Origin of the sequence: Ferrimonas aestuarii (genome assembly GCF_005116665.1) — a bacterium.
Classification (GTDB): domain Bacteria; phylum Pseudomonadota; class Gammaproteobacteria; order Enterobacterales; family Shewanellaceae; genus Ferrimonas; species Ferrimonas aestuarii.
The window spans coordinates 257989-277608 of record NZ_SWCJ01000004.1 but is presented as its reverse complement, the minus strand read 5'-3'; the positions used below and the strand labels follow the sequence as shown (position 1 = coordinate 277608).

Below are 19620 nucleotides of genomic sequence, written 5' to 3'. Positions count from 1 at the left end.
GCCCATCCTGTGGATAACTTTGTGCGTAAATATTGGGATCCGAGATCTATACAAAAGACGACCTAGATCAAGGAATTCGCTCTAGCCCTTTAATGTCAAGGGGTTGCGAATAAGATCTCTGCCGATCTTGCATGAAGATCCGTCAATTATCCTATTGTGGATATTGAGCTAGGGTATTGATTCTATTTGGAGTGTCTTGAAAGAAGTGATAAACAGCTGAATTATCAATCAACAATTCGGGTGATAACATAGCATATATTTTCGCCATGTATAGGTTTGTTGCGGATATATTTCGAACTATTCGTTATAAAAATGACGTTTTAATTATCTTATGGAATGAGGAGAGAAAATGAGTAGAGTGGCGGTGATTCTCAGTGGGTGCGGTGTATTCGATGGCGCCGAGATTCATGAATCGGTACTAACTATGTTGGCGCTTGAAAGTAATGGACTTAATTTTCAATGCTTTGCTCCAGATAAGCCTCAATTACACGTGGTTGATCACCTTAGTGGGGAAGTGGATGGGGAAGCGTCCAGAAACTGCTTGATTGAGGCTGCGCGCATTGCTCGCGGTCAGGTTCAACCTTTATCTGAATTGCAGGTTGATGACTACGACGCTCTGTTGGTGCCTGGAGGATTTGGCGCGGCCAAGAATTTGTGTGATTTCGCCCTAGTGGGCACAGAGTCCACAGTCGATGAAGATTTTTTTGTGGTCGCCAAAGCCTTTGCCGAGGCAGGAAAACCCGCTGGTTACCTCTGTATTGCACCTATGATGCTGCCTGCGATTTATGGTGAGGGGGTGAAGGGCACGATCGGAAAAGACGCTGAAACGGCAGCGGCGTTCAATGCCATGGGAGGCGAACATCAGTTCCATGAGGTCAATGAGATCTGCATCGATGAGCATAACCGAGTGGTGAGTACCCCCGCTTACATGTTGGCGGGCAGTCTTCTAGAAGCACAATCTGGGATCGATTTAGTGGTGGCTCAGCTGGCCAAGTGGCTGGATGCGTAACCTAGGCAAAAAAATGGCCAGCTAATAAGCTGGCCTGAATAAGCAGTGCTGTGTGAGCTAAATAGCTTTAGAAGCTAAGACCATCGACTTCAAAATGATGGTTAAGTTGGAACGCAAGTAAATAATAACCATTCTCATTTTCAATGCAACCACTTCCGTAAATATTTTTGATCTGGTTCACTGTTGGCCACTGCGTTGTGATTTTGAAGCAAAAAAATGGCCAGCTAAAAAGCTGGCCCGAATAAGCAGTGCTGTGTGAGCTAAATAGCTATGAAAGCTATGGCCATCAACTTCAAAATGATGGTTTAGTTGGAACGCACTTAAATAATAACCGTTCTCATTCTCATTGCAACTATTTGTGCAAATTATTTGCAGTTTTTTTCCAACAGGATGCGGTAGTCCAGCGGGGTGTCACTGGCTTTTTCCATGTCAACCAGGTGGTAGCCCTTGCCGAGTAGCATTCTTAGCATCGCTGGGTAACGGTTACGGCTCTTTACCTTAATGGTCTTATAGCCTTGTTCTTCGATCCATGTTTCTTGCGCGCTTAGCAGCATCTTGGCGATACCCATACCGCGAAAATCTGGAGCGACGGCGCCTAACCATGAGTAAAACTCGGTGTCACTGAGGGCATAGCCTACTTTAAAGCCTGCCAGTTCCCCTTCTACCTCTGCGATCTGAATCAGATGCTGAGCTTGCTCTAGGCGATTGAGGTATTCCTCTTTTGGGTATGGCTTGTCTAGCTCAGGGATCTGAGCGACCAGTGCCATAACCTCGTCAATGCTGCCGGTACGCCAATTCATAGAGATCATCTCCTACTCCGATACTTCTGATTGCAGTTGTGAAATAAAGTCCTGCATCCAACGCCAACGACGTTCACCTTCCTGGCGCCCGGCATCGGTCTTTAGCTGGCCGGGGAGATGCTGAAGTTTGACAAAAAAATGGTCGAGACAATAGGTTTTGTCGTCCAAATCTCGATGTTGCGCCAATAAGTCATCACGATGGTAGAGGGTGTTGTTCCATTGGCCCCCCAGCATTAGGCAGCGAGCGGTGCCGATGGCGCCCAGCGCATCGAGCCGATCTGCATCCTGAAGCACTTGAGCTTCAAGAGTTTTTGTTTCGATCTTGGCTGACCAGCTGTGGCTAGCGATGGCGTGATGAATTTCAGGTAGCAGTTCACAGGGGTAGTCGTGCTGCTGTAGCCACTTGATGGCGGCGTCGGCACTGAGAATGGAAGCCTGACTGCGGCGAGGGTCGCGCTTGTCGACGCTGACGCAGTCATGCAGGTAGGCGGCAGGGATCAGCACATCGAGATTGGCGCCCTCAGCCTTTCCCAATTTGATTGCTGCTGCCACCACCCGTTGGATGTGGTCTATGTCGTGGGCGGCATCTTGAAGATCGGATTGAAGCCATTCTAGGCTGGCTTGGATTAGTGATTCAGAAAAATGCCGCGAACTCATTAGATACTAGACCTCGTCGTACTGCCGGTCATCAAAATGCGATCCGACAGATACCTTAGTAATACCCCATAAACGGGAAGGAACAGTCCAAGGCTAATCAATAGCTTGAACCCATAATCAACGCTGGCGATCTCTGGCCAGTGCTCAGCCATGAACGGGTCTGAGCTGGCATAGAATGCCACCGAAAAGAACACTAGGGTATCGATAAGATTGCCAAAAATGGTCGAGGCGGCTGGCGCGACCCACCACTGCTTCATCTGGCGCAGGCGTGCAAACACTTTAATATCCATAAGTTGGCCGAATAGATAGGCGGCAAAACTGGCAAACGCGATGCGACCCACAAAGGTGTTGAACTCATGCAGACCGCTGGCGCCTTGATATTGCCCTTCGAAGAACAACACTGATACGACGTAAGAGATCAGCAGTGCCGGAAGCATGGCGCCAAAGATGATCTTGCGCGCCGAAGCCGGGCCGAAGATACGAACGGTCAGGTCGGTTGCCAAGTACACGAACGGGAAGCTGAATGCGCCCCAGGTGGTATGGAGTCCAAAGATCTGGAACGGTAACTGCACGAGGTAGTTACTGGCGGTAATGACCGCAATATGAAAACTGACCAAAATGATCAGGGCACGGTTCACCTGTGCCGAGGTTAGCTGCAACATAAATGTCACCTTTTTGGTAAACGGGGTGAGGGAACCCGAACAACGATTGAAACATCGACCGAAAGTGTCGATGTGCTGGTGCCTAGCCAGGGGGCGAAATTATAGTCAGCAAAGCGGAAATTACAAGAGCTAACATGTCGCTCAATACCGTTCTATTTGATGAGCTTGGTTCAGAGTTACACTGTGTGAGACACAGCAAAAACCAAAGCACGTAAGAGAAATTGAACCTGACTCGCAGACGTACCCTTAATCGTATGTTTATGGTGTTGGCTTTGGCATAATGTTCGTTCAAATTGCTCAAGAGGCAGATAGATGGCACAACAGGATTGTTGCAGCCAGCCGGGACTCATGTTGCCGGCTGATGCGTTAGAAAAGATGTTCGCCGCCGCGGCCCCTCTGATTCGAATCGAAGAGGTGGCGTTGGAGCAGGCGATGGGTAGGGTTTTGGCTGAGGACATTCACTCCGCCATCGATCTGCCGTTATTCAATAACTCCTCTATGGATGGCTACGCGGTTCGTGCTGCGGAAGTGAAAACTGGCCAGAAGATGGCGATCGCCGGCAAAGCCTTTGCTGGTGTGCCTTTTGATGGTGATATTCCCGCTGGCGCTTGTGTGCGCATCATGACCGGTGCGCCTCTGCCTGAAGGGCTGGATGCCATCATCATGCAGGAGGAGGCCAATGTCGATGGCGATCAGGTGAGCTTCAACGTGGAAGTGGAACCGGGTTATTTCGTTCGCCACCGTGGCAGTGAGCTTAAGCACGGTCAAAAAGTACTGTCCAAGGGCACCCGCATCGGTGCGGCGGAAGTGGGCGTGTTGGCCACAGTCGGCCACGCCAGCATCAAGGTGAATCAGCCAATTACCGTGGCACTGTTCTCCACCGGTGATGAGCTAAAACCGGTTGGCGATGACCTACAGCCAGGCCAGATTTTTGATTCCAATCGCCATGCCCTGCGCTCCATGTTGACCGAAATGGACGCTAAAGTGATCGATCTTGGGGTGATTCCCGACGATCTAGAGCAAGTTCGTGCCGCATTCCATAAAGCCGATGAGCTGGCGGATGTGGTGATCACCTCCGGTGGCGTGTCTGTAGGTGAAGCTGATTTCATCAAGATTGTGCTGGATGAGATGGGACAAGTGAACTTCTGGAAGCTGGCCATTAAGCCAGGCAAACCGTTTGCCTTCGGTAAGCTGCCGAACTCTTGGTTCTGCGGCCTGCCGGGCAATCCGGTCTCCTCTATGGTGACCTGTTATCAGTTGGTGGGGCCGATGATCACTCATCTGTCTGGGCAAACGCCAAAGCCTGCTATCACTCTTAATGCCACCTTGACCGATCAAATTCGTAAAAAATCTGGCCGTCAGGAGTATCAACGTGGTGTGTTAAGCCGTAATGCCGATGGCAGCTTGCAGGTAGAAACCACCGGTGCCCAAGGCTCCGACATGACCACCTCCATGAGCCGCGCTAACTGCTTTATCGTGCTGCCGTGGGACAACGAAGGGGTGCAGCCTGGTGATACCGTGGTGGTGGAGCCCTTTAATCGTATCCTTGGGGGTTGGTGATGGAGGAGATTCTCAGCGATCAGGAGATCATGAGATACAACCGCCAGATTGTGATTCCGGCGTTTGATCTGGATGGTCAGGAAGCCCTGAAACAGGCTCGTGCCTTGGTGATCGGCGTCGGTGGTTTGGGCTGTGGCGTGGCTCAGTATCTGGCGGCAGCGGGCATCGGCAAGCTGACGCTGGTGGATTTCGACCACGTTGAGACCCACAACCTGCAGCGCCAAATTCTGCACGTTGACGCTCGGGTGGGCATGAACAAAGCCGAGTCTGCCAAGGCAGCAATCGCCGAGCTAAACGGCTTGGTCGAGGTAGAAACCTTGACCCGTCGTTTGGACGATGATGAGCTGGCAGCGCAGATTGCGGCTCACACCATAGTGATTGATTGCACCGACAACCTAGATACCCGAAATCAGCTCAATCGTGGCTGCTTTGCTGCTAAGGTGCCTCTGGTGTCTGGCGCGGCCATCCGCATGGAAGGTCTAGTGACTGTGCTGAATTACGGTGACGATGAGCCTTGCTATCAGTGTTTCTCGGCCATGTTTGGTAACCAGCAACTGACCTGCTCCGAGAGCGGTATTCTCTCCCCCGTTGTGGGAATGATCTCCAGTATTCAGGCAACGGAAGCGATCAAGCAGATCTCCGGTATGGGTAAACCGTTACACGGACGCATGTTGATGGTGGATGCCATGACCATGGAGTTTCGTGAGATGAAGGTGCCAAAGATGCCCGGTTGCCCGGTCTGCGGCAGTTAAATCGACAGATGAGATACAACAGCGCTACTACGGCGCTGTTTTTACTTCTTAGGCCAGCTGGGAGAACTATCTCGCCACAGGGCGACTTGCGCCAACAGAGCTTGGTCTTGATAGGCGTAGCCTTGCTCCATCGGAGCCTCAAATTGATAACTCTTGCCGCCTAGCTCAAAGCTCAAGGATAAGGCATGCAGGTAAGTTCGATCCGCTTCGGTGCCGCCATAGAGGTCGTCGCCTAAAATTGGGCTGCCGAGGCTTTTCAGTGTGACTCGAATCTGATGGGTTTTGCCACTGAGTGGGCGCAGTAGGAACAGTCGTCGGCCTTCCCCTAGCCCGTGACTAACAAACTGAGTGTGGGCGGGGTTGCCTTGCCCCTCTCGGGCAAGTTTCCAGGCACCGCGGCGAGCCTTGACGATGTGGCCTTTAACACTGCCCTGTTTCTTTTTTGGTTTGCTGTCGCTGATCGCCAGATAGCGTTTTTCCATCTGGTGTTGGCTAAAACGCTCGGTTAGAGCGGCGGCGACTTCAGAGCTAAGTGCCAGTACCAACACGCCAGAGGTGACACTGTCGAGGCGATGTACTGGATAGAGTTTGCAGCTTAGCTGCTGCTCAAGCTGAACCACTAACCCTGGCTGGCCATTTTGGCTGTGAAAGTGGATGCCGGCGGGCTTATTAATGACGACAAAGTCGCTGGATTGAAATAGAACGGGGATCATGGTGCACTCTTTAGTTAGTCGTCCATCAGTTTACCAGACAAAGGATATGATCATGATAAGGAAAGCCAGTTGCAGCTGTGGTCAAGTGACTCTGTTTGCCGAGGGAGAGCCTAGCCGAATCTCCATCTGTCACTGCAGTGCCTGTCAAAAACGAACCGGCAACGTATTTGCGACCCAAGCTCGCTTCGAAGAAGCACAGATTCGAGTGGAAGGAGACGTGAAATCCTATTGTCGTCAGGCGGACTCAGGCAATGGCGTCTGGTTTGAGTTTTGTCCCAACTGTGCCACCACCCTTTGCTATCGACTGCAGGCGTTGCCTGGAGTCATTGGGGTGCCTGTGGGATTATTTGCCGACAGTGACTTTCCAGCACCTCAGGTTTCGGTGTACGAAGCCAGACAGCACCCATGGGTGAGGCTGCCTGAACAGATTGAGCACATCGACTGAGCTGTTTTCGGCTCTGAGTTAACCGCCGTTCTGACTCTTTAGCCAACGAGGCTCGGTCACAAGGCCGATGGTTTGCCCTGCTTCTAATTCTGGGGCGTGCTCATCCAGCTCCAGCACCAGTTGGCCGTTTTCGGCGTCATAACTGGTGACTCGGGCATGGCCTCGACGTTTAGGCAGCTTATGAGCCACCTCGGCGGTGGGGCCAATGGCATCGATGCCGCCCTGTTTCATCAGAATCAGCGGGTCACACAGGCTTAACGTTTCTGACACTGAGTGGCTGATGTAGATCATCGGAAACGGTGTGGCGCTGTCGTTCAGGAAGCTCATTAGGTGCTGACGGCTGTTGAAATCCAGTGCCGCCAATGGCTCATCCAGCAGCAGGATTTTGGGGGCAGCCATGAGGGCGCGAGCGATGGCCACCCGCTGACGTTGACCGGCAGACAGGGATGGAGCCGGTTTGTCCAATAAGTCGCGAATGTCGCAGCCTTCAATCACCTTTTGCAGCGGAATATGGCGATCTTTGGCCCAGCGTTTGGCGATCTCTAAGTTGCCCCGTACCGTCAGGTGGGGAAACAGGCGGCTGTCTTGGAATACCATGCCGATACGGCGCTGTTCAGCGGGCATCATGATGCCCGCGTCGGTATCTTGCAGCACTACGTCGTCGAGCTCGATGCGCCCCTTGAGCTGATTATCAAGTCCAGCGATGGCGCGCAGCAGCGAGGTTTTTCCGGCTCCACTTGGCCCAAACAGACCGGTGATGCCCCGCATGTGCAGGTCGCACTTGGCGGTGAGTTCGAATTGACCCAGTTTGCCGTGAAGATCCAGTTTCAGGTCCATCATCTACCAGTACCCCCAGCGGCGTTCATTCTGCTGCAGGAAGCCATAGATAAAGATCAGTAACGACATCGATAGGATCAACAAGCCCCCTGCGAGGGCGTGAGCTTGGTCGTAAGCCAGTGCTTCCACGTGCTCAAACAGAGCAATGGAGATCACCTGAGTTTCCCCAGGGATGTTACCGCCAATCATCAGCACTACGCCAAACTCCCCCAGAGTGTGGGCAAAGCCCAACATGGCGGCCAGCATGAAACTGCGTTTGGTCATAGGGAAGACCACGTAGTGAAAGCGCTGCCAGCGGTTCATGCCTAAGGTGGCGGCGGCCTCGATCTCACCGGTCCCCATGGTGACAAAGCCCGACTGTAGCGGCTGCACCACGAAAGGCAGGGAGTAGATCATCGAGCCGATGACTAAGCCGGTGAAGGAGAACGCCAGCGAGTGGCCAAAAATCGATTCAAAACCGGCACCAATGGCGTTTTGTGGAGAAAACACCAGCAGTAGGTAGAAGCCCAAAACGGTGGGGGGCAGCACCAGAGGCAGCGCCACCACGGCTTCAATCATTGGCCGTATACGAGAGCGGCTGTGAGCCAACCACCATGCCAGAGGCGGGCACAATAGAATCAGTGCGATGGTGGTGATTGCTGCCAGCTTAAAAGTAACGAGCAGCGCTTCAATGTCGTCGCCAGATAGCATCATTGAGTTTGATAGCCCGCACTGGACAGCAACTGCTGCTGCTGTTCGATGTAGTCCAGAAACTCTTGCGCCAGCTTAGGATGGCTGCTGCGCTTTAGCACTACCGCCTGTTGTTCCAGTGGGTGATAGAGTTTGTGTGGCACCAACCAGTACTGCTCAGCAGGAATGTTGGCGGCTTTGAGTTGCGACAATGCCACCAGACCTGCGTCAACGTTGCCACTGTCTACATACTGATAGGCCTGCAGAATGTTGGCGCCGGTAACGAGTCGGCCGTGGAATTGCTGTTTAATCTTCAGCGCGGTGAGCACTTGATCGGCGGCATAACCATAGGGCGCGATGCGCGGGTTGGCGATGGCCAGTTTATTTTGCCAATGTATGAGGCTTTCTGAGCTTGGCTTGCCCTGACGTTGCCACAGAGCCAGCTGGCCAATGGCGTAGGTGGTGCGGCTGCCAGCGACAATCTTATCGTTTTGCTCTAATAGCTTAGGGCGCTCGACGTCGGCGGCGAAAAACAGATCGTAGGGCGCTCCATGCTGTATTTGAGTGTACAGGGCCCCAGTGGAGCCGGTGGAGACGCGGACGCGGTGGCCGGTATCCGATTCATAGGCGGTTACGATCTGCTCTAGGGTGTGAGCAAAGTTGGACGCCACCGCTACTCTCAATTCTGCCCCTTGGGCAAACAAAGGAAGTAGCAGTAGGAGAGTTGCGAGGCGACGTAACATTGTTTACTTGTCCTCAAGCCACATGGCAGCGGCTTGTTCATCTGAGTCTTTGGCATCAACCCAGTGCGCTTCCGCCTGGGTTTGTTCTTTTTTCCAGAATGGGGCACGAGTCTTCAAGAAGTCGATCAGGTATTCACAGGCCGCAAAGGCAGCCTTTCGGTGTGCACTGGACACCCCGATAAATACGATCTGATCCGTCAGCGCCAGTGAACCCACGCGGTGGATGATGATCACCTCATCCAGTGGCCAGCGCTGGCGAGCTTCCGCTTCAATCTGCTCGAGTACCGCTTCGGTCATGCCTGGGTAGTGCTCGAGTTCCATCTGGGTCACGCCTTGGTTGTCGCCAAAGTCACGGACTTTGCCGACAAAGGTCACGACAGCGCCACAGCCTGGGTTGTCCGCTAGTTTGGCGTACTCCTCAGCAACGCTAAAATCTTGGGTCTGTACCCGATTCATGGTTAGCCTCCGGTAACCGGTGGGAAGAAGGCCACTTCGTCGCCATCTTCCAGTTCAACTTGCCATTGGCTCAGGGTTTGGTTGACCGCAACCAGTAGGTTGTCAGAACCCAGAGCCTGTTCCCATTTGTCACCCTGACTGGCTAGGAAAGTGCGCAGGCTGTTGGTGGTCATTGAGTGCTGGTACTCCAGCTCAATGTGGTCAACGCCGATAATTTCACGCACTTGGGCGAAAAACAGAACCTTAATCATGTTATTCCTCGTCAATTTTAAAGTGGCCAGACTTTCCGCCACGCTTCTCGAGCAGCTTAACACCCTCGATGATCATATCCTTCTGTACCGCTTTACACATATCGTAAATGGTGAGCGCGGCCACAGATGCGGCGGTGAGTGCTTCCATTTCTACACCGGTTTGTCCGGCCAGTTTGCAGAGGCTGCGGATGCGAACCTGCTGCAACTCGGGTTCAGGGGTCAGTTCTAACTCAACTTTGGTCAGCAGCAATGGATGACACAAAGGGATCAGATCTGAGGTTTTCTTGGCGGCCATGATGCCCGCAACACGAGCGGTGGCGAATACGTCACCTTTATGGTGACGGCCTTCCATGATCATGGCCAGAGTGTCTGGGGCCATCTTAACGATGGCTTCTGCGCGAGCTTCACGTTCGGTGGTTTGTTTCTCGGTAACATCCACCATGTGGGCTTCGCCCTTAGGGTTGATATGAGTAAATTCGCTCATGATTATGCCTCAACCGGTTTTAAATGAGTGACGAAGTTGCATGGAGTGTGGGTGCTATCCAGCTGCTCCACCAAAATCTTATTCCAGCCAGTGCGACAGGCACCGGTGGAGCCAGGAAGACAGAAGATGGCCGTTTTGTTGGCCATGCCGCCAATGGCACGAGATTGTACCGTGCTGGTGCCCAGCTCGGTATAGGTGATGTGACGGAACAGCTCGCCAAAGCCTTCAATGTGTTTATCAAACAGTGGGGCGACCGACTCCGGTGTGGAGTCGCGGTCGGTAAAGCCGGTGCCACCGGTGGTGATGATCACCTGCACCTTGTCGCTGGCAATCCATTCGGACAGCACAGCACGGATTTGGTACTTGTCGTCTTTAATGATGCGGCGGTCGGCCAGCGTGTGACCGGCGGCCAACAATGAGTCTTCCAGAAATTGGCCGGACTTATCGTTGTCGAAAGTACGAGTGTCGGACAGCGTCAGTACCGCAATATTCAGGGGTACAAATTTCGCTTGTGATAGGTGTCCCATAATCTGTCTCTTCGTGTGTTTAAGCGACTAGTATATTCGGCTTTGAATACGGTTTATTGCGCTGGATCAGCTAGCCACCAATCGAGGCCAGGTGCTGGGTAACCCCAGTAAGACCTTGGTGCAGCTGATGGGTTGCGTCTTTTTGTTGAAGTTGGGCCAGCAGTCGTTGTTGCAGCATCTCTTGGTGTTGGTCGTTACCGAGAAGGTCTCGAAGTTCGACACCACATTCGGTAAACAAACACAGATGCAGTTTGCCTAAAGCGGAAACCCGCAGGCGATTGCAGCTGGCACAGAAATCTTTGCTGTAAGGCATGATAAGACCAATGCCACCGGCGTAGTCTGGGTGACGTAGCATCAATGCAGGGCCATCTTGTGGGCCTCGAGGCTGTACCTGCCAGCCTAGGGCCACCAGTTGCTGTTTGATCGACTCGCCAGAGATGTGGTGAGCATCGAAATAGTCTTTGCCTAGGCCGGTTTGCATCAACTCAATAAAGCGGATGTCTACAGGGCGCTGGCGAACATACTCGAGGAAAGCAGGCAATTGCTGATGGTTAAGATCCTTCATCAGCACCACATTGATTTTGACCTTACGGTATTCGGCGTCCAGTGCCGCTTCGATGCCATCGAGCACCTTTTGGTGACGGCCATTGCCGGTGATACGGCGGAACAGCTCTGGGTCGAGGCTGTCTAGGGAGACATTGATCTGCGATAAGCCGAGCTGACGCCATTTGTGGGCGTTGGCGGCGAGGCGATAACCATTGGTGGTGGTGGCGACCGTGCTGATGCCCGGCGTATTGGCGGCGATCTCGATCAGCTGTTCAAACTCTTTGCGTACTGAAGGTTCACCACCGGTAAGGCGAATTTTACTGGTGCCAAGCGCTGCAAAGGCATGCATAACGCGGCGGAGTTCATCCACGCTCAGAAAGTGCTGATGTTTATCGCCCAGATAGCCGTCGGGCAGGCAGTACTGACACTTGAAGTTACATACGTCAGTGATAGAGAGGCGCAGATACTCAAATCTGCGACCATAGCGGTCTTGTAAATTGGTCATCTGTTACCTTTCCAAGTTCGGGAGGAAGCGAGATTTCTCTACGCAACCCTGGTGGCACAATGCCACGGCCTGAGTGCCATATCTTCACTTAGGCAGCCCAGGCTCGGTTCACAGTCACTTAAGTCTAATTCAACCTGCGGGATTGTCACAATGTGGTTGGATCACACTCTGGCACCTTTATGGCTTGATTGGTGTCATAATCGCTGACTTTTTCGACAACTGGTAACACCAGTGATTGGCCCTTTTTTGGTCAAACAAGCGTTTAATTCTTGGCGGATTGGAGTAAGCTAGCCCCATAAGGACAACAAATATAAAGGAAGACCATGATGGAACGTGAGTCAATGGAATTTGACGTGTTGGTGGTGGGGGCCGGCCCGTCAGGATTATCCAGTGCCATTCGTTTGAAGCAGTTAAACCCTGAGCTAAATGTGTGTGTGGTTGAGAAAGGTGCCGAAGTGGGTGCCCATATTCTCTCTGGCGCGGTGTTTGAACCAAGGGCTCTGGATGAGCTATTGCCGGAGTGGAAAAGCCAAGGGGCACCGCTGACCACCGAAGTGACCGGTGACGACATCTATCTACTTAACGCCGACTCCAGCCGCAAACTCTCCAATGCCATCGTACCTAAAACCATGCACAACCACGGCAACTACATCACCAGTATTGGTAACCTTTGCCGCTGGCTGGCTGAGCAGGCGGAAGGACTTGGGGTGGAGATCTACCCTGGATTTGCTGCCGCCGAACTGATTGTGGATCAGGGTGTGGTCAAAGGGGTGATCACCGGTGATATGGGGGTGGATGCCGATGGCAACGAGAAAGAGGGCTACATGCCCGGCATGGAGCTTAGAGCCAAATACACTCTGTTGAGTGAAGGGTGCCGTGGTCATCTGGGTAAGCAGGCCATTGCTCAATTTAACCTGGATAAAGACGCCGACCCTCAGCACTACGGCATTGGTTTTAAAGAGATCTGGAAGGTACCCGCCGAGCAGCATCAGCCCGGTAAAGTGGTGCACACCGCAGGCTGGCCTTTGGATGGTGAAGGCAGCGGTGGTGGCTACCTCTACCATGCGGAGAATCAGGAGATCTGGGTTGGCTTGATCATCGACCTGAACTACAGCAACCCGCATCTGTCACCCTTTGAAGAGTTCCAGCGTTACAAAACCCATCCCGTGATCGCCCAATACTTGAGCGGCGGTGAGCGCACCAGCTATGGCGCTCGCGCCATCACCAAGGGTGGCTTGAATGCCCTGCCTAAGCAGCATTTTCCTGGAGGAATTCTGTTGGGCTGCGATGCCGGTACCTTGAACTTTGCCAAGATCAAGGGAACCCATACGGCGATGAAATCCGGCATGATCGCCGCCGAAGTGGTGGCTAAGGTACTCACTGACGACCACCAAGGCGGTGATGATCTAAGCCAGTATGCGGAGGCCTTCAATAGCTCGTGGTTATATCAGGAGCTTCACAACGCTCGCAACTTCGGTCCAGCGATGCACAAGTTTGGTTCGTTGATGGGCGGCGCATTCAACTATTTGGATCAGAACTGGTTTGGCGGCAAACTGCCGTTTACTCTGCATGATACCACTGCCGACTATGACGGCATGCAGCTGGCGGCTAACGCTAAGCCCATCGATTATCCCAAGCCCGATGGCAAGCTCAGCTTTGATCGTTTGAGCTCCGTGTATCTGTCGAACATCTTCCATGAAGAGTCGCAGCCCTGTCACCTTAAGCTGGCGGACACAGAGATCCCAGTGAAGGTCAATCTGGCCAAATACCAAGAGCCTGCTCAGCGTTACTGCCCTGCGGGGGTGTATGAGGTGGTGAATGAGTCCGGTGAAGATAAGCTGGTGATCAACAGTCAGAATTGCATCCACTGTAAAACCTGTGACATCAAAGACCCTAGCCAGAATATTACTTGGGTGGTTCCTGAAGGGGGCTCTGGCCCGAACTACCCAAATATGTAACCGGTTAGACAGAATGAAACAGCCCGCAAAATGCGGGCTTTTTATTCTTCGGTTAATGAGCCATTTAGGCGATGACGTAGCGGTTTCGCCCTTCCAGCTTGGCACTGGCCAGAGCGTTTTGTGCCTGCTCTACCAAAGACTGTGCATTTTGACCGGGCTTCCACTGAGCCACTCCCGCGCTTAAAGTGACGTGGTCACTGATGGGCGAGTGGGCATGGGTGAGTGAGGCTTGGTTGAGTTCACTTCTTAGCTGCCTTAGAAGTCGCTCGGCCCCGGTTTTGTCGGTTACAGGCAGCAGGATGGCAAACTCTTCTCCGCCGTAACGAGCGATGATGTCAGTTTGGCGTCGACTGCAGTGTAGAATCAGTTTGGCTAAGCCTTTCAGGCAGCGGTCTCCCTCCTGATGACCGTAATGTTCGTTGTAGCTGCGAAAGTAATCCACATCCAGCATCACCAAGGTCAGCGGATTTTTGGTGCGGCGATTTTCCGCCACCACCTGATGCAGGCGCTGATCAAAGCGGCTGCGATTGGCGATGCCAGTTAAGCCATCTTGCTGGGTGGTTTGTGATAGTCGAGATTTGAGCTGGCGGTAATGTTGATGCTGTAGGTTGGTGAAGCGGTTTAGCTTGAGCAGCAATCGCTGACCAAAGGTACTGGCAACAACGGCCAGACTCAGTGCCATTAACGCCGCTCCATGTTCGGCGGTGATGGGGGTTTGCTGTAGCTGAAAGGTCAGAGGCAGTAGCAGGGGGGCGAGTACCAAGCCACCAAGCAGAGGTGTGGAAAACAGCGTCAGGCTGACGGTTAAAATCAACAGCAGGTCGCTTAGGTAGAGCATCATAGCGCTGAAGCTTCCGGCCTCAATCATCAGCCACTGGTGTACGGCTAAACAGAGGCCAACACCGATGGCGTGAATGCGCTGATAGGTGGGGGTGAGTGTCCATCGGCCTAGGCCAGTCAGCAACCACAGTGAAGCCAGCGCAACCATGGTGATACCAGATTGCCACACCAATTCGCTGGGCATGATCAACAGGGCTTGGCCGACGCCGAGCACCAATAATGCGGCAATCAGGTAGGGGTAGAGTTGCTGGGTAAGCTGTTGGGGCTGTATCACCATAGTCTCTTCCTTGAGTATGGCGCCCCAGTTGGTTTTAACGAGGCGGCCGTAAATGCATTTTCAGTTGCGTCGATGGAATGGAACTGTCGCTGCGCAATGCATAACTGGCCCAGAGTGCACCTTGCTCCATGGCTTGCTCAAGACTGAGATTGCGTACTACCCCATCCAAAAGTCCAGCGGCATAGGCGTCACCGGCTCCGGTTGTATCCACAACCTTGGTGTCGACTGCACTGACTTGCACACTGGAGTTGTGAGTATAGGCAATGGAGCCATTTTCGCCTTGAGTAACAATGAAGGCTTTCAATTGAGGCCCCGCAATGCCTATCGCAAACTGCCAAGGGTCATCCACGGCATGTTGGGCGAGATCGTCTTCGGAAGTGATGAGGTAGTGGCTTGGTCGTAAGGACAGATCTTTGGGAAGCTGAGCGATGACGGTGCAGTGCTCAATGGCGTGATGGAGCAGCTGGTGGAGGCCTTCTGCCATCAAATTGACGTAGATGGCATCCAAGTTGGTGTCGTTGAGTTTGGCGGGCAGCATCAATCTTGGGCGGTTGGGGCGAAGGATGGTGCGCTCGCCGTCAGGCTCCATAAGCAGCTGCAGAGGCTGTGTTGGGCCAGGATGTCGATGCAGTTGACTGCAATCCAAACCCAGCCCCGAGGCCTGCTCAATCAGCCAGTCTCCGAGATCGTCTTCTCCCACCTGACTCAACAACTGAACCTGATGACCGGCCCACGCTAACGCGGTGCCTGTGTTGGCCGCGCCGCCGCCGATGCGCTTTCCTAAGTCTTCGTAGTGGATTCGAGCGCCGGTTTGCAGGGGCCGACTCAGACGAAAGATGCGGTCACAGTTGAGATTGGCGATGGTAAGAATGTGAGCCATGGTAAGAATTGTACGATAACGATAGTGAGTTTCAGTATACCAACCCCGACTCAGGTTGACAGACTGAGATCAAAAAAAGGGGCCTAAGCCCCCATTTTGATCTCAGTCGGGCTGAGCTTTTACATGTCGTTCGCCTTGAGAGGGCGACGTAGCTCGGCGCGTACGTTGTCCATGCCGGCATAGAAATTTTTCATCATCAACATGCCCATCATCAGGCCATTTGGAGTGGCTTGCAGCTTGTCAGGGTCATTGGGATCGACAATTAATCCGTTAGTGGCTTTCATAAACGCCATCTCTTTGGTGAGGCCTTGCCATAAAGTTTTGTCGAAATTTTCTTTGAAATAAGACTTCGACAGGCGTCCGCCAAACAGGTTGATTAGGAAGCGATACTGCATGATCGCCTTGTCGTTGTAGAACTTGGAGGACTCAACGCCCATCTTGCCGCTGGCGATCTTCTCTTGATAACGACGTAGGGAGAAGCTGTTCACATACAGGGTATCGTGCAGGAAGCTGAAGCTGCCGGAGCCAACGCCTAGGTAGTCGTCATAGTTCACCACGTATTCATCGAAACTTTGATCGGCGCGCTTACCGAAAGACCAAGCGGTCATCTGGTCGTAGTGGCCTTTCAGTGAGTTGAGGATCAGCTCGTAATCGCGGGCGATGTTCTGGTTAGGGTTAGCTAGGGTGCCTTTGGCGCTCTTGCGAGTTTGATGGGTGATCATCAACGGGTAGGTGGTGATCTGAGTTGGGCTCAGTTTTACTAGGGTTTCCATATCCTTGCGCAGAACCTCTTCGGTTTGGCCATGGAAGCCGAAGATCATATCGACGCTCAGGATGGGGAAGTTCTCTTTGGCGCGGGCCAACTTTTCGAAGATGACCTCTGGTTCACCAAATTTCTCTAGGCGATCGGTGCGAGCCAGAATGTCACGGTCAAAGCTCTGGACTCCAACAGACAGGCGATCCACCAAGCCGTGCAATTGCATGAACTCGCCAGAGGTCAGGTGCAAAGGATCGGATTCGCAAGAGACCTGCTTAATGGAAGGGAACAGCTTACGGGCGTGCTCAATGGTACGGGCCAACTCGTCTGTCAGTACCGTGGTGGTGCCACCACCGATGTAGAGTTCTTCAAAGTCATAGCCAAGGTTTTTGGCCATCTCCATCTCTTTACGAAGGGCCACGAAATAAGCTCGGGCTTTGTCCTCCTTAAATAGAAAACGGTGGAAAGTACAGAAGCTGCACAGGGTGTGGCAGAAAGGCACGTGTGCATACAGCATGTACTTACGACCTGGCATGGGAGCAGGCATGCTTTCGCAGGCTTGGGTATCCATGCGGAGGTGGCGCTTGGTGTAGTACTCCATTACTCGCTCAAGGCTATTTAGCATCCACGTCGGTGTGGTGATCTTGGTGGCATCCTCAATGGCTGCATTATTAAGGGCGCGTTCGGCGAGGGACATACTTACTACTCTTGTTATGACAGTTTAGTGGTACAGGGAGCACAGTGTAATGGAGCAGTTAGTGAGCATCTGTGAAGTCAAGCAAAACTGAAAAAAGCTGGACAGATGAACTCGCAAAAATGTGACTTAGCACACTTGTGTCCTCATGGAATATGTATTGGGTATTTTTATATCAAAAAATTCTATCGATATAGATGACTAAGATTCAATGGGATAGAACAAGTTCAATCGAATTCTCCCTGAAACAGCTAAAAATTCAATTAACCTGAATAGGCGGTCAGTTGTTAACAGGAGTCCATGGATGGGTGAAAGAGTGTTGTTGATCGGCGAGTTTAAATACTTTCCCAAAGGGAAGTTGGTTATTCGTCCTTCGGGTAAAGCCGTCCGGCTCAAACCCATTTGCGCGGCCTTTCTTGAGGTGTTGCTGGCATCGCCAAAATCATTGGTCTCCTACGATCAACTTTATGATGAGGTGTGGCCCCGGCGAGTTGTGGGTCATTCTGCACTGCGTCAGGTAGTGAAGGAGTTAAGAAAGGCGTTTAAAGACAATCACCAACAGCCAAAATTTATCCAAACCCATCGAAGTCGCGGTTATCAATGGTTGGTTGCACCTCAAGAGGCGTTGCAGCCTATGAACTACTCAAGCTCTCATTGGTTTGCTGAGCATTGGCGTCATATAGGGGTTGGAGGTGTCATGGCGGCATCGGTGCTGTTCTCTATTACCATCGATGTGCCCCTTAACCACCAAAGCCCACCACCCACGTTGGTGAAGCGATTGCAAGGCAGTCCTGAGCCTATCGTTCAGTTGTCTTATGTTGGAGCGGAACCAGCCGCAGAGTGCCAGTTGTTGGATGCCCCAGCGCAGGAACAACAGCAAAAACCTCTCTGAAGAGTGAAGTCGTTGCCTTTTAGGTTGCTGCAGCAACAAAAAAAGCCCCGACCGAAGTCAGGGCTTGCAAAGCATAAGTCTCAGTAGTTTAAGAAAACTTAGTCTTCTTTGTACTTCAGAGTACCGTTGGCTTTGATTTCGTCATACCAAAGATTGTGGTGTTGCTTAGCCCAGTTCTCATCACAGTAGCCGGAAACCATACACTCCATACCACCTTCAGACATAGCGGTCGCCATGAAGATGTGAACGATGGAGAAGGCACCGATGATGATGGCAGACAGGCCGTGAGCAATCAGAGCCAGCAGGCTCAGAGTGCGGCTAGGCTCAACGTATTGTGGGAACAGTAGAACCACACCAGATACGGAGATAACCAGACCGAACAGGGCGAAGGCCCAGAACCACATCTTCTCACCCGCGTTGGCGAAGCCAGCGTCAGGGTGCTTACCTTTGAAAGGACCAAAGTTGATGTAACCACCAACAACCATAAACCAGGCGATGTCGTACTTGGCTGGAATCTGGTTCTTAGCCCACAGTACGGTCATCAGCAACCAACCCGCCATGAACGGGAATGCCATAACATCGTGAACAGGCTTGGCAACGGCCATCATGGCAGCGAATGCGCCTTGGCCAAAGATAGGTTCGATGAAGAACTTACCAGCCAGCAGCAGCATGCCAGTCAACAGCAGCAGGATGCACGGAATCGCACCCAACCAGTGGATGGCGACATCAGATTTGGACCAACGGTAAACCAGTTTGCCAGAGAAGCCGTCGTGCAGCTTGGAGATGCCGTTCACCATGATGAACAGGATGAATACCGCGATCATACCGAACAGAGCCAGCATGATGCCTGGCGCCATCAACACGTTACGCAGAGGCAGAATGCGCTCGTCGTAGCTGTTGATCGGTTGAGCGTGGAATTCGCTCTTAGAGGTGGTGTAGCCAGTGGCTCCCTCTTTTACTGCTTGCCACAGAACCTGTGACTCGCTTACTGCTTGCTCAGCACCGGCAGCGGCTTCCGCCATCGCCAGAGATGGCATCGCAACCGCGATCATCAGCAGTAGGGCTTTAATGAATTGATTCATTGAAATGCTCCAGAAAATAGCGGGGAGCCAGGCTCCCCGCCATCTCATTACTTGCTAAATACGCCGCGCTTCATGCCACGCTCAGCAACACGCTGACGGTAGATGTCGGAAACCATTTCCGCATCGCCGGCCAGCAGAGCCTTGGTGGAGCACATCTCGGCGCACATAGGCAGTTTGCCTTCAGACAGACGGTTGGCACCGTACAGCTCTTTCTCTTTCGCGCTGCCCGCTTCGGTGTTAGGACCACCGGCGCAGAAGGTGCACTTGTCCATCTTGCCTTTGGAGCCAAATACCGCTTTCTTAGGGAACTGAGGCGCGCCAAATGGGCAGGCGTACAAGCAGTAACCACAACCGATGCAACGCTCTTTGTCGTGCAGAACGATGCCGTCTTCGGTCTTGCTGAATACGTTTACTGGGCAAACCGCCATACATGGGGCATCAGCACAGTGCATACACGCAACAGACAGAGAGGCTTCGCCTTTTTGACCGTCGTTGATGGTTACAACGCGACGACGTGAGATACCCCACTCCAGAGCGCTGTCGTTTTCGTTTTTACAAGCGGTGACACAGCCGTTACATTCGATGCAGCGCTTGGTGTCACACATAAACTTCATAGTTGCCATT

Annotated in this window: 23 protein-coding genes and 1 riboswitch; of the genes, 6 read left to right on the top strand and 17 right to left on the bottom strand. The window is 52.6% G+C overall.

Going from position 1 to position 19620, the window contains the following annotated elements; all coding sequences use genetic code 11:
• Positions 1-349: 349 nt before the first annotated feature.
• A complete protein-coding gene (elbB, locus tag FCL42_RS08215; protein ID WP_136862917.1) occupies positions 350-1009 on the top strand; it encodes an isoprenoid biosynthesis glyoxalase ElbB in 660 nt (219 codons plus the stop codon).
• Positions 1010-1374: 365 nt separating this feature from the next.
• Here elbB and FCL42_RS08210 read toward each other — a convergent pair whose 3' ends face one another.
• The 3 genes from FCL42_RS08210 to FCL42_RS08200 are packed head-to-tail and all read right to left on the bottom strand — an operon-like array spanning position 1375 to position 3128.
• The gene (locus tag FCL42_RS08210) at positions 1375-1809 is read right to left on the bottom strand and encodes a GNAT family N-acetyltransferase (RefSeq protein WP_136862916.1); all 435 of its coding nucleotides are present in this window, start codon (positions 1807-1809) and stop codon (positions 1375-1377) included.
• Positions 1810-1821: 12 nt separating this feature from the next.
• Positions 1822-2466: an HD domain-containing protein gene (locus FCL42_RS08205; protein ID WP_136862915.1), complete on the bottom strand. Its 645-nt coding sequence runs from the start codon at positions 2464-2466 to the stop codon at positions 1822-1824.
• Positions 2466-3128 (bottom strand): 7-cyano-7-deazaguanine/7-aminomethyl-7-deazaguanine transporter, encoded by a 663-nt coding sequence (locus FCL42_RS08200; RefSeq protein ID WP_136862914.1) that lies wholly within the window; start codon positions 3126-3128, stop codon positions 2466-2468. Before FCL42_RS08200 ends, FCL42_RS08205 begins: the two co-directional genes overlap by 1 nt.
• Before the next feature lie 312 nt (positions 3129-3440).
• Here FCL42_RS08200 and moeA point away from each other — a divergent pair, with 312 nt between their 5' ends.
• Entirely contained in the window at positions 3441-4688 is a 1248-nt protein-coding gene (gene moeA / locus FCL42_RS08195; protein ID WP_136862913.1) for a molybdopterin molybdotransferase MoeA, read from the top strand.
• On the top strand, positions 4688-5440 hold the full coding sequence (gene moeB / locus FCL42_RS08190) for a molybdopterin-synthase adenylyltransferase MoeB (RefSeq protein WP_136862912.1): 753 nt from the start codon (positions 4688-4690) through the stop codon (positions 5438-5440). The genes moeA and moeB overlap by 1 nt, the downstream gene beginning before the upstream one ends.
• Positions 5441-5481: 41 nt before the next feature.
• Here the strand turns inward: moeB and FCL42_RS08185 are convergent, their stop codons facing one another.
• Positions 5482-6153: a TIGR01621 family pseudouridine synthase gene (locus FCL42_RS08185; RefSeq protein ID WP_136862911.1), complete on the bottom strand. Its 672-nt coding sequence runs from the start codon at positions 6151-6153 to the stop codon at positions 5482-5484.
• 52 nt (positions 6154-6205) lie between these two features.
• On the opposite strand from FCL42_RS08185, the gene FCL42_RS08180 reads away from it, so the two are divergent.
• Positions 6206-6598, top strand: a complete 393-nt coding sequence (locus FCL42_RS08180; RefSeq protein ID WP_205729241.1) for a GFA family protein — start codon at positions 6206-6208, stop codon at positions 6596-6598.
• Positions 6599-6616: 18 nt separating this feature from the next.
• Here the strand turns inward: FCL42_RS08180 and FCL42_RS08175 are convergent, their stop codons facing one another.
• From FCL42_RS08175 to moaA, 8 genes are all read right to left on the bottom strand, one after another.
• Positions 6617-7438, bottom strand: a complete 822-nt coding sequence (locus FCL42_RS08175; protein ID WP_136862910.1) for an ATP-binding cassette domain-containing protein — start codon at positions 7436-7438, stop codon at positions 6617-6619.
• On the bottom strand, positions 7439-8125 hold the full coding sequence (modB, locus tag FCL42_RS08170; RefSeq protein ID WP_169308341.1) for a molybdate ABC transporter permease subunit: 687 nt from the start codon (positions 8123-8125) through the stop codon (positions 7439-7441). It abuts the gene before it with no gap.
• A complete protein-coding gene (gene modA / locus FCL42_RS08165; RefSeq protein WP_136862908.1) occupies positions 8125-8847 on the bottom strand; it encodes a molybdate ABC transporter substrate-binding protein in 723 nt (240 codons plus the stop codon). The genes modB and modA overlap by 1 nt, the downstream gene beginning before the upstream one ends.
• Before the next feature lie 3 nt (positions 8848-8850).
• Positions 8851-9303: a molybdopterin synthase catalytic subunit MoaE gene (gene moaE, locus FCL42_RS08160; RefSeq protein ID WP_136862907.1), complete on the bottom strand. Its 453-nt coding sequence runs from the start codon at positions 9301-9303 to the stop codon at positions 8851-8853.
• A 2-nt stretch (positions 9304-9305) separates the two neighbouring features.
• Complete coding sequence (gene moaD, locus FCL42_RS08155; protein ID WP_136862906.1) at positions 9306-9554, bottom strand: molybdopterin synthase sulfur carrier subunit; 249 nt, start codon at positions 9552-9554, stop codon at positions 9306-9308.
• A 1-nt stretch (position 9555) separates the two neighbouring features.
• Positions 9556-10041, bottom strand: a complete 486-nt coding sequence (gene moaC, locus FCL42_RS08150; protein ID WP_136862905.1) for a cyclic pyranopterin monophosphate synthase MoaC — start codon at positions 10039-10041, stop codon at positions 9556-9558.
• A complete protein-coding gene (moaB, locus tag FCL42_RS08145; RefSeq protein WP_136862904.1) occupies positions 10041-10565 on the bottom strand; it encodes a molybdenum cofactor biosynthesis protein B in 525 nt (174 codons plus the stop codon). The genes moaC and moaB overlap by 1 nt, the downstream gene beginning before the upstream one ends.
• 70 nt (positions 10566-10635) lie before the next feature.
• Positions 10636-11616, bottom strand: a complete 981-nt coding sequence (moaA, locus tag FCL42_RS08140; protein WP_136862903.1) for a GTP 3',8-cyclase MoaA — start codon at positions 11614-11616, stop codon at positions 10636-10638.
• A riboswitch (molybdenum cofactor riboswitch) is annotated at positions 11605-11737 on the bottom strand. (Overlaps the previous gene by 12 nt.)
• A 205-nt stretch (positions 11738-11942) precedes the next feature.
• Here moaA and FCL42_RS08135 point away from each other — a divergent pair.
• Entirely contained in the window at positions 11943-13574 is a 1632-nt protein-coding gene (locus tag FCL42_RS08135; protein WP_136863045.1) for an electron transfer flavoprotein-ubiquinone oxidoreductase, read from the top strand.
• A gap of 64 nt (positions 13575-13638) precedes the next feature.
• Here FCL42_RS08135 and FCL42_RS08130 read toward each other — a convergent pair whose 3' ends face one another.
• The 3 genes from FCL42_RS08130 to FCL42_RS08120 all read right to left on the bottom strand — a co-directional run bounded on the left by FCL42_RS08130 (position 13639) and on the right by FCL42_RS08120 (position 17025).
• Positions 13639-14691, bottom strand: a complete 1053-nt coding sequence (locus tag FCL42_RS08130; RefSeq protein WP_136862902.1) for a GGDEF domain-containing protein — start codon at positions 14689-14691, stop codon at positions 13639-13641.
• Positions 14692-14725: 34 nt separating this feature from the next.
• Positions 14726-15571, bottom strand: a complete 846-nt coding sequence (locus FCL42_RS08125; RefSeq protein WP_136862901.1) for a PfkB family carbohydrate kinase — start codon at positions 15569-15571, stop codon at positions 14726-14728.
• A gap of 119 nt (positions 15572-15690) precedes the next feature.
• Complete coding sequence (locus FCL42_RS08120; RefSeq protein WP_136862900.1) at positions 15691-17025, bottom strand: coproporphyrinogen III oxidase family protein; 1335 nt, start codon at positions 17023-17025, stop codon at positions 15691-15693.
• Positions 17026-17326: 301 nt separating this feature from the next.
• Between FCL42_RS08120 and FCL42_RS08115 the strand changes: the two genes are divergently transcribed.
• A complete protein-coding gene (locus FCL42_RS08115) occupies positions 17327-17914 on the top strand; it encodes a winged helix-turn-helix domain-containing protein (RefSeq protein ID WP_136862899.1) in 588 nt (195 codons plus the stop codon).
• Between the two features lie 98 nt (positions 17915-18012).
• Here the strand turns inward: FCL42_RS08115 and FCL42_RS08110 are convergent, their stop codons facing one another.
• Together FCL42_RS08110 and fdh3B are read right to left on the bottom strand one after the other, a co-directional pair.
• Positions 18013-18996, bottom strand: a complete 984-nt coding sequence (locus FCL42_RS08110; RefSeq protein WP_136862898.1) for a formate dehydrogenase subunit gamma — start codon at positions 18994-18996, stop codon at positions 18013-18015.
• A gap of 47 nt (positions 18997-19043) precedes the next feature.
• Positions 19044-19619, bottom strand: coding sequence for a formate dehydrogenase FDH3 subunit beta (gene fdh3B, locus FCL42_RS08105; protein WP_136862897.1), 576 nt, complete (start codon positions 19617-19619; stop codon positions 19044-19046).
• Position 19620 lies beyond the last annotated feature (1 nt).

Coding starts and splice junctions, on each gene's coding strand:
- FCL42_RS08110 (WP_136862898.1), bottom strand. CDS start 18,996: ATGAATCAATTCATTAAAGCCCTACTGCTGATGATCGCGGTTGCGATG.
- FCL42_RS08185 (WP_136862911.1), bottom strand. CDS start 6,153: ATGATCCCCGTTCTATTTCAATCCAGCGACTTTGTCGTCATTAATAAG.
- FCL42_RS08175 (WP_136862910.1), bottom strand. CDS start 7,438: ATGATGGACCTGAAACTGGATCTTCACGGCAAACTGGGTCAATTCGAA.
- FCL42_RS08115 (WP_136862899.1), top strand. CDS start 17,327: ATGGGTGAAAGAGTGTTGTTGATCGGCGAGTTTAAATACTTTCCCAAA.
- FCL42_RS08180 (WP_205729241.1), top strand. CDS start 6,206: ATGATAAGGAAAGCCAGTTGCAGCTGTGGTCAAGTGACTCTGTTTGCC.
- fdh3B (WP_136862897.1), bottom strand. CDS start 19,619: ATGGCAACTATGAAGTTTATGTGTGACACCAAGCGCTGCATCGAATGT.
- FCL42_RS08210 (WP_136862916.1), bottom strand. CDS start 1,809: ATGAATTGGCGTACCGGCAGCATTGACGAGGTTATGGCACTGGTCGCT.
- FCL42_RS08130 (WP_136862902.1), bottom strand. CDS start 14,691: ATGGTGATACAGCCCCAACAGCTTACCCAGCAACTCTACCCCTACCTG.
- modA (WP_136862908.1), bottom strand. CDS start 8,847: ATGTTACGTCGCCTCGCAACTCTCCTACTGCTACTTCCTTTGTTTGCC.
- moaD (WP_136862906.1), bottom strand. CDS start 9,554: ATGATTAAGGTTCTGTTTTTCGCCCAAGTGCGTGAAATTATCGGCGTT.
- elbB (WP_136862917.1), top strand. CDS start 350: ATGAGTAGAGTGGCGGTGATTCTCAGTGGGTGCGGTGTATTCGATGGC.
- moeB (WP_136862912.1), top strand. CDS start 4,688: ATGGAGGAGATTCTCAGCGATCAGGAGATCATGAGATACAACCGCCAG.
- moaA (WP_136862903.1), bottom strand. CDS start 11,616: ATGACCAATTTACAAGACCGCTATGGTCGCAGATTTGAGTATCTGCGC.
- moaB (WP_136862904.1), bottom strand. CDS start 10,565: ATGGGACACCTATCACAAGCGAAATTTGTACCCCTGAATATTGCGGTA.
- FCL42_RS08205 (WP_136862915.1), bottom strand. CDS start 2,466: ATGAGTTCGCGGCATTTTTCTGAATCACTAATCCAAGCCAGCCTAGAA.
- FCL42_RS08200 (WP_136862914.1), bottom strand. CDS start 3,128: ATGTTGCAGCTAACCTCGGCACAGGTGAACCGTGCCCTGATCATTTTG.
- FCL42_RS08135 (WP_136863045.1), top strand. CDS start 11,943: ATGGAACGTGAGTCAATGGAATTTGACGTGTTGGTGGTGGGGGCCGGC.
- FCL42_RS08120 (WP_136862900.1), bottom strand. CDS start 17,025: ATGTCCCTCGCCGAACGCGCCCTTAATAATGCAGCCATTGAGGATGCC.
- modB (WP_169308341.1), bottom strand. CDS start 8,125: ATGCTATCTGGCGACGACATTGAAGCGCTGCTCGTTACTTTTAAGCTG.
- moaE (WP_136862907.1), bottom strand. CDS start 9,303: ATGAATCGGGTACAGACCCAAGATTTTAGCGTTGCTGAGGAGTACGCC.
- FCL42_RS08125 (WP_136862901.1), bottom strand. CDS start 15,571: ATGGCTCACATTCTTACCATCGCCAATCTCAACTGTGACCGCATCTTT.
- moeA (WP_136862913.1), top strand. CDS start 3,441: ATGGCACAACAGGATTGTTGCAGCCAGCCGGGACTCATGTTGCCGGCT.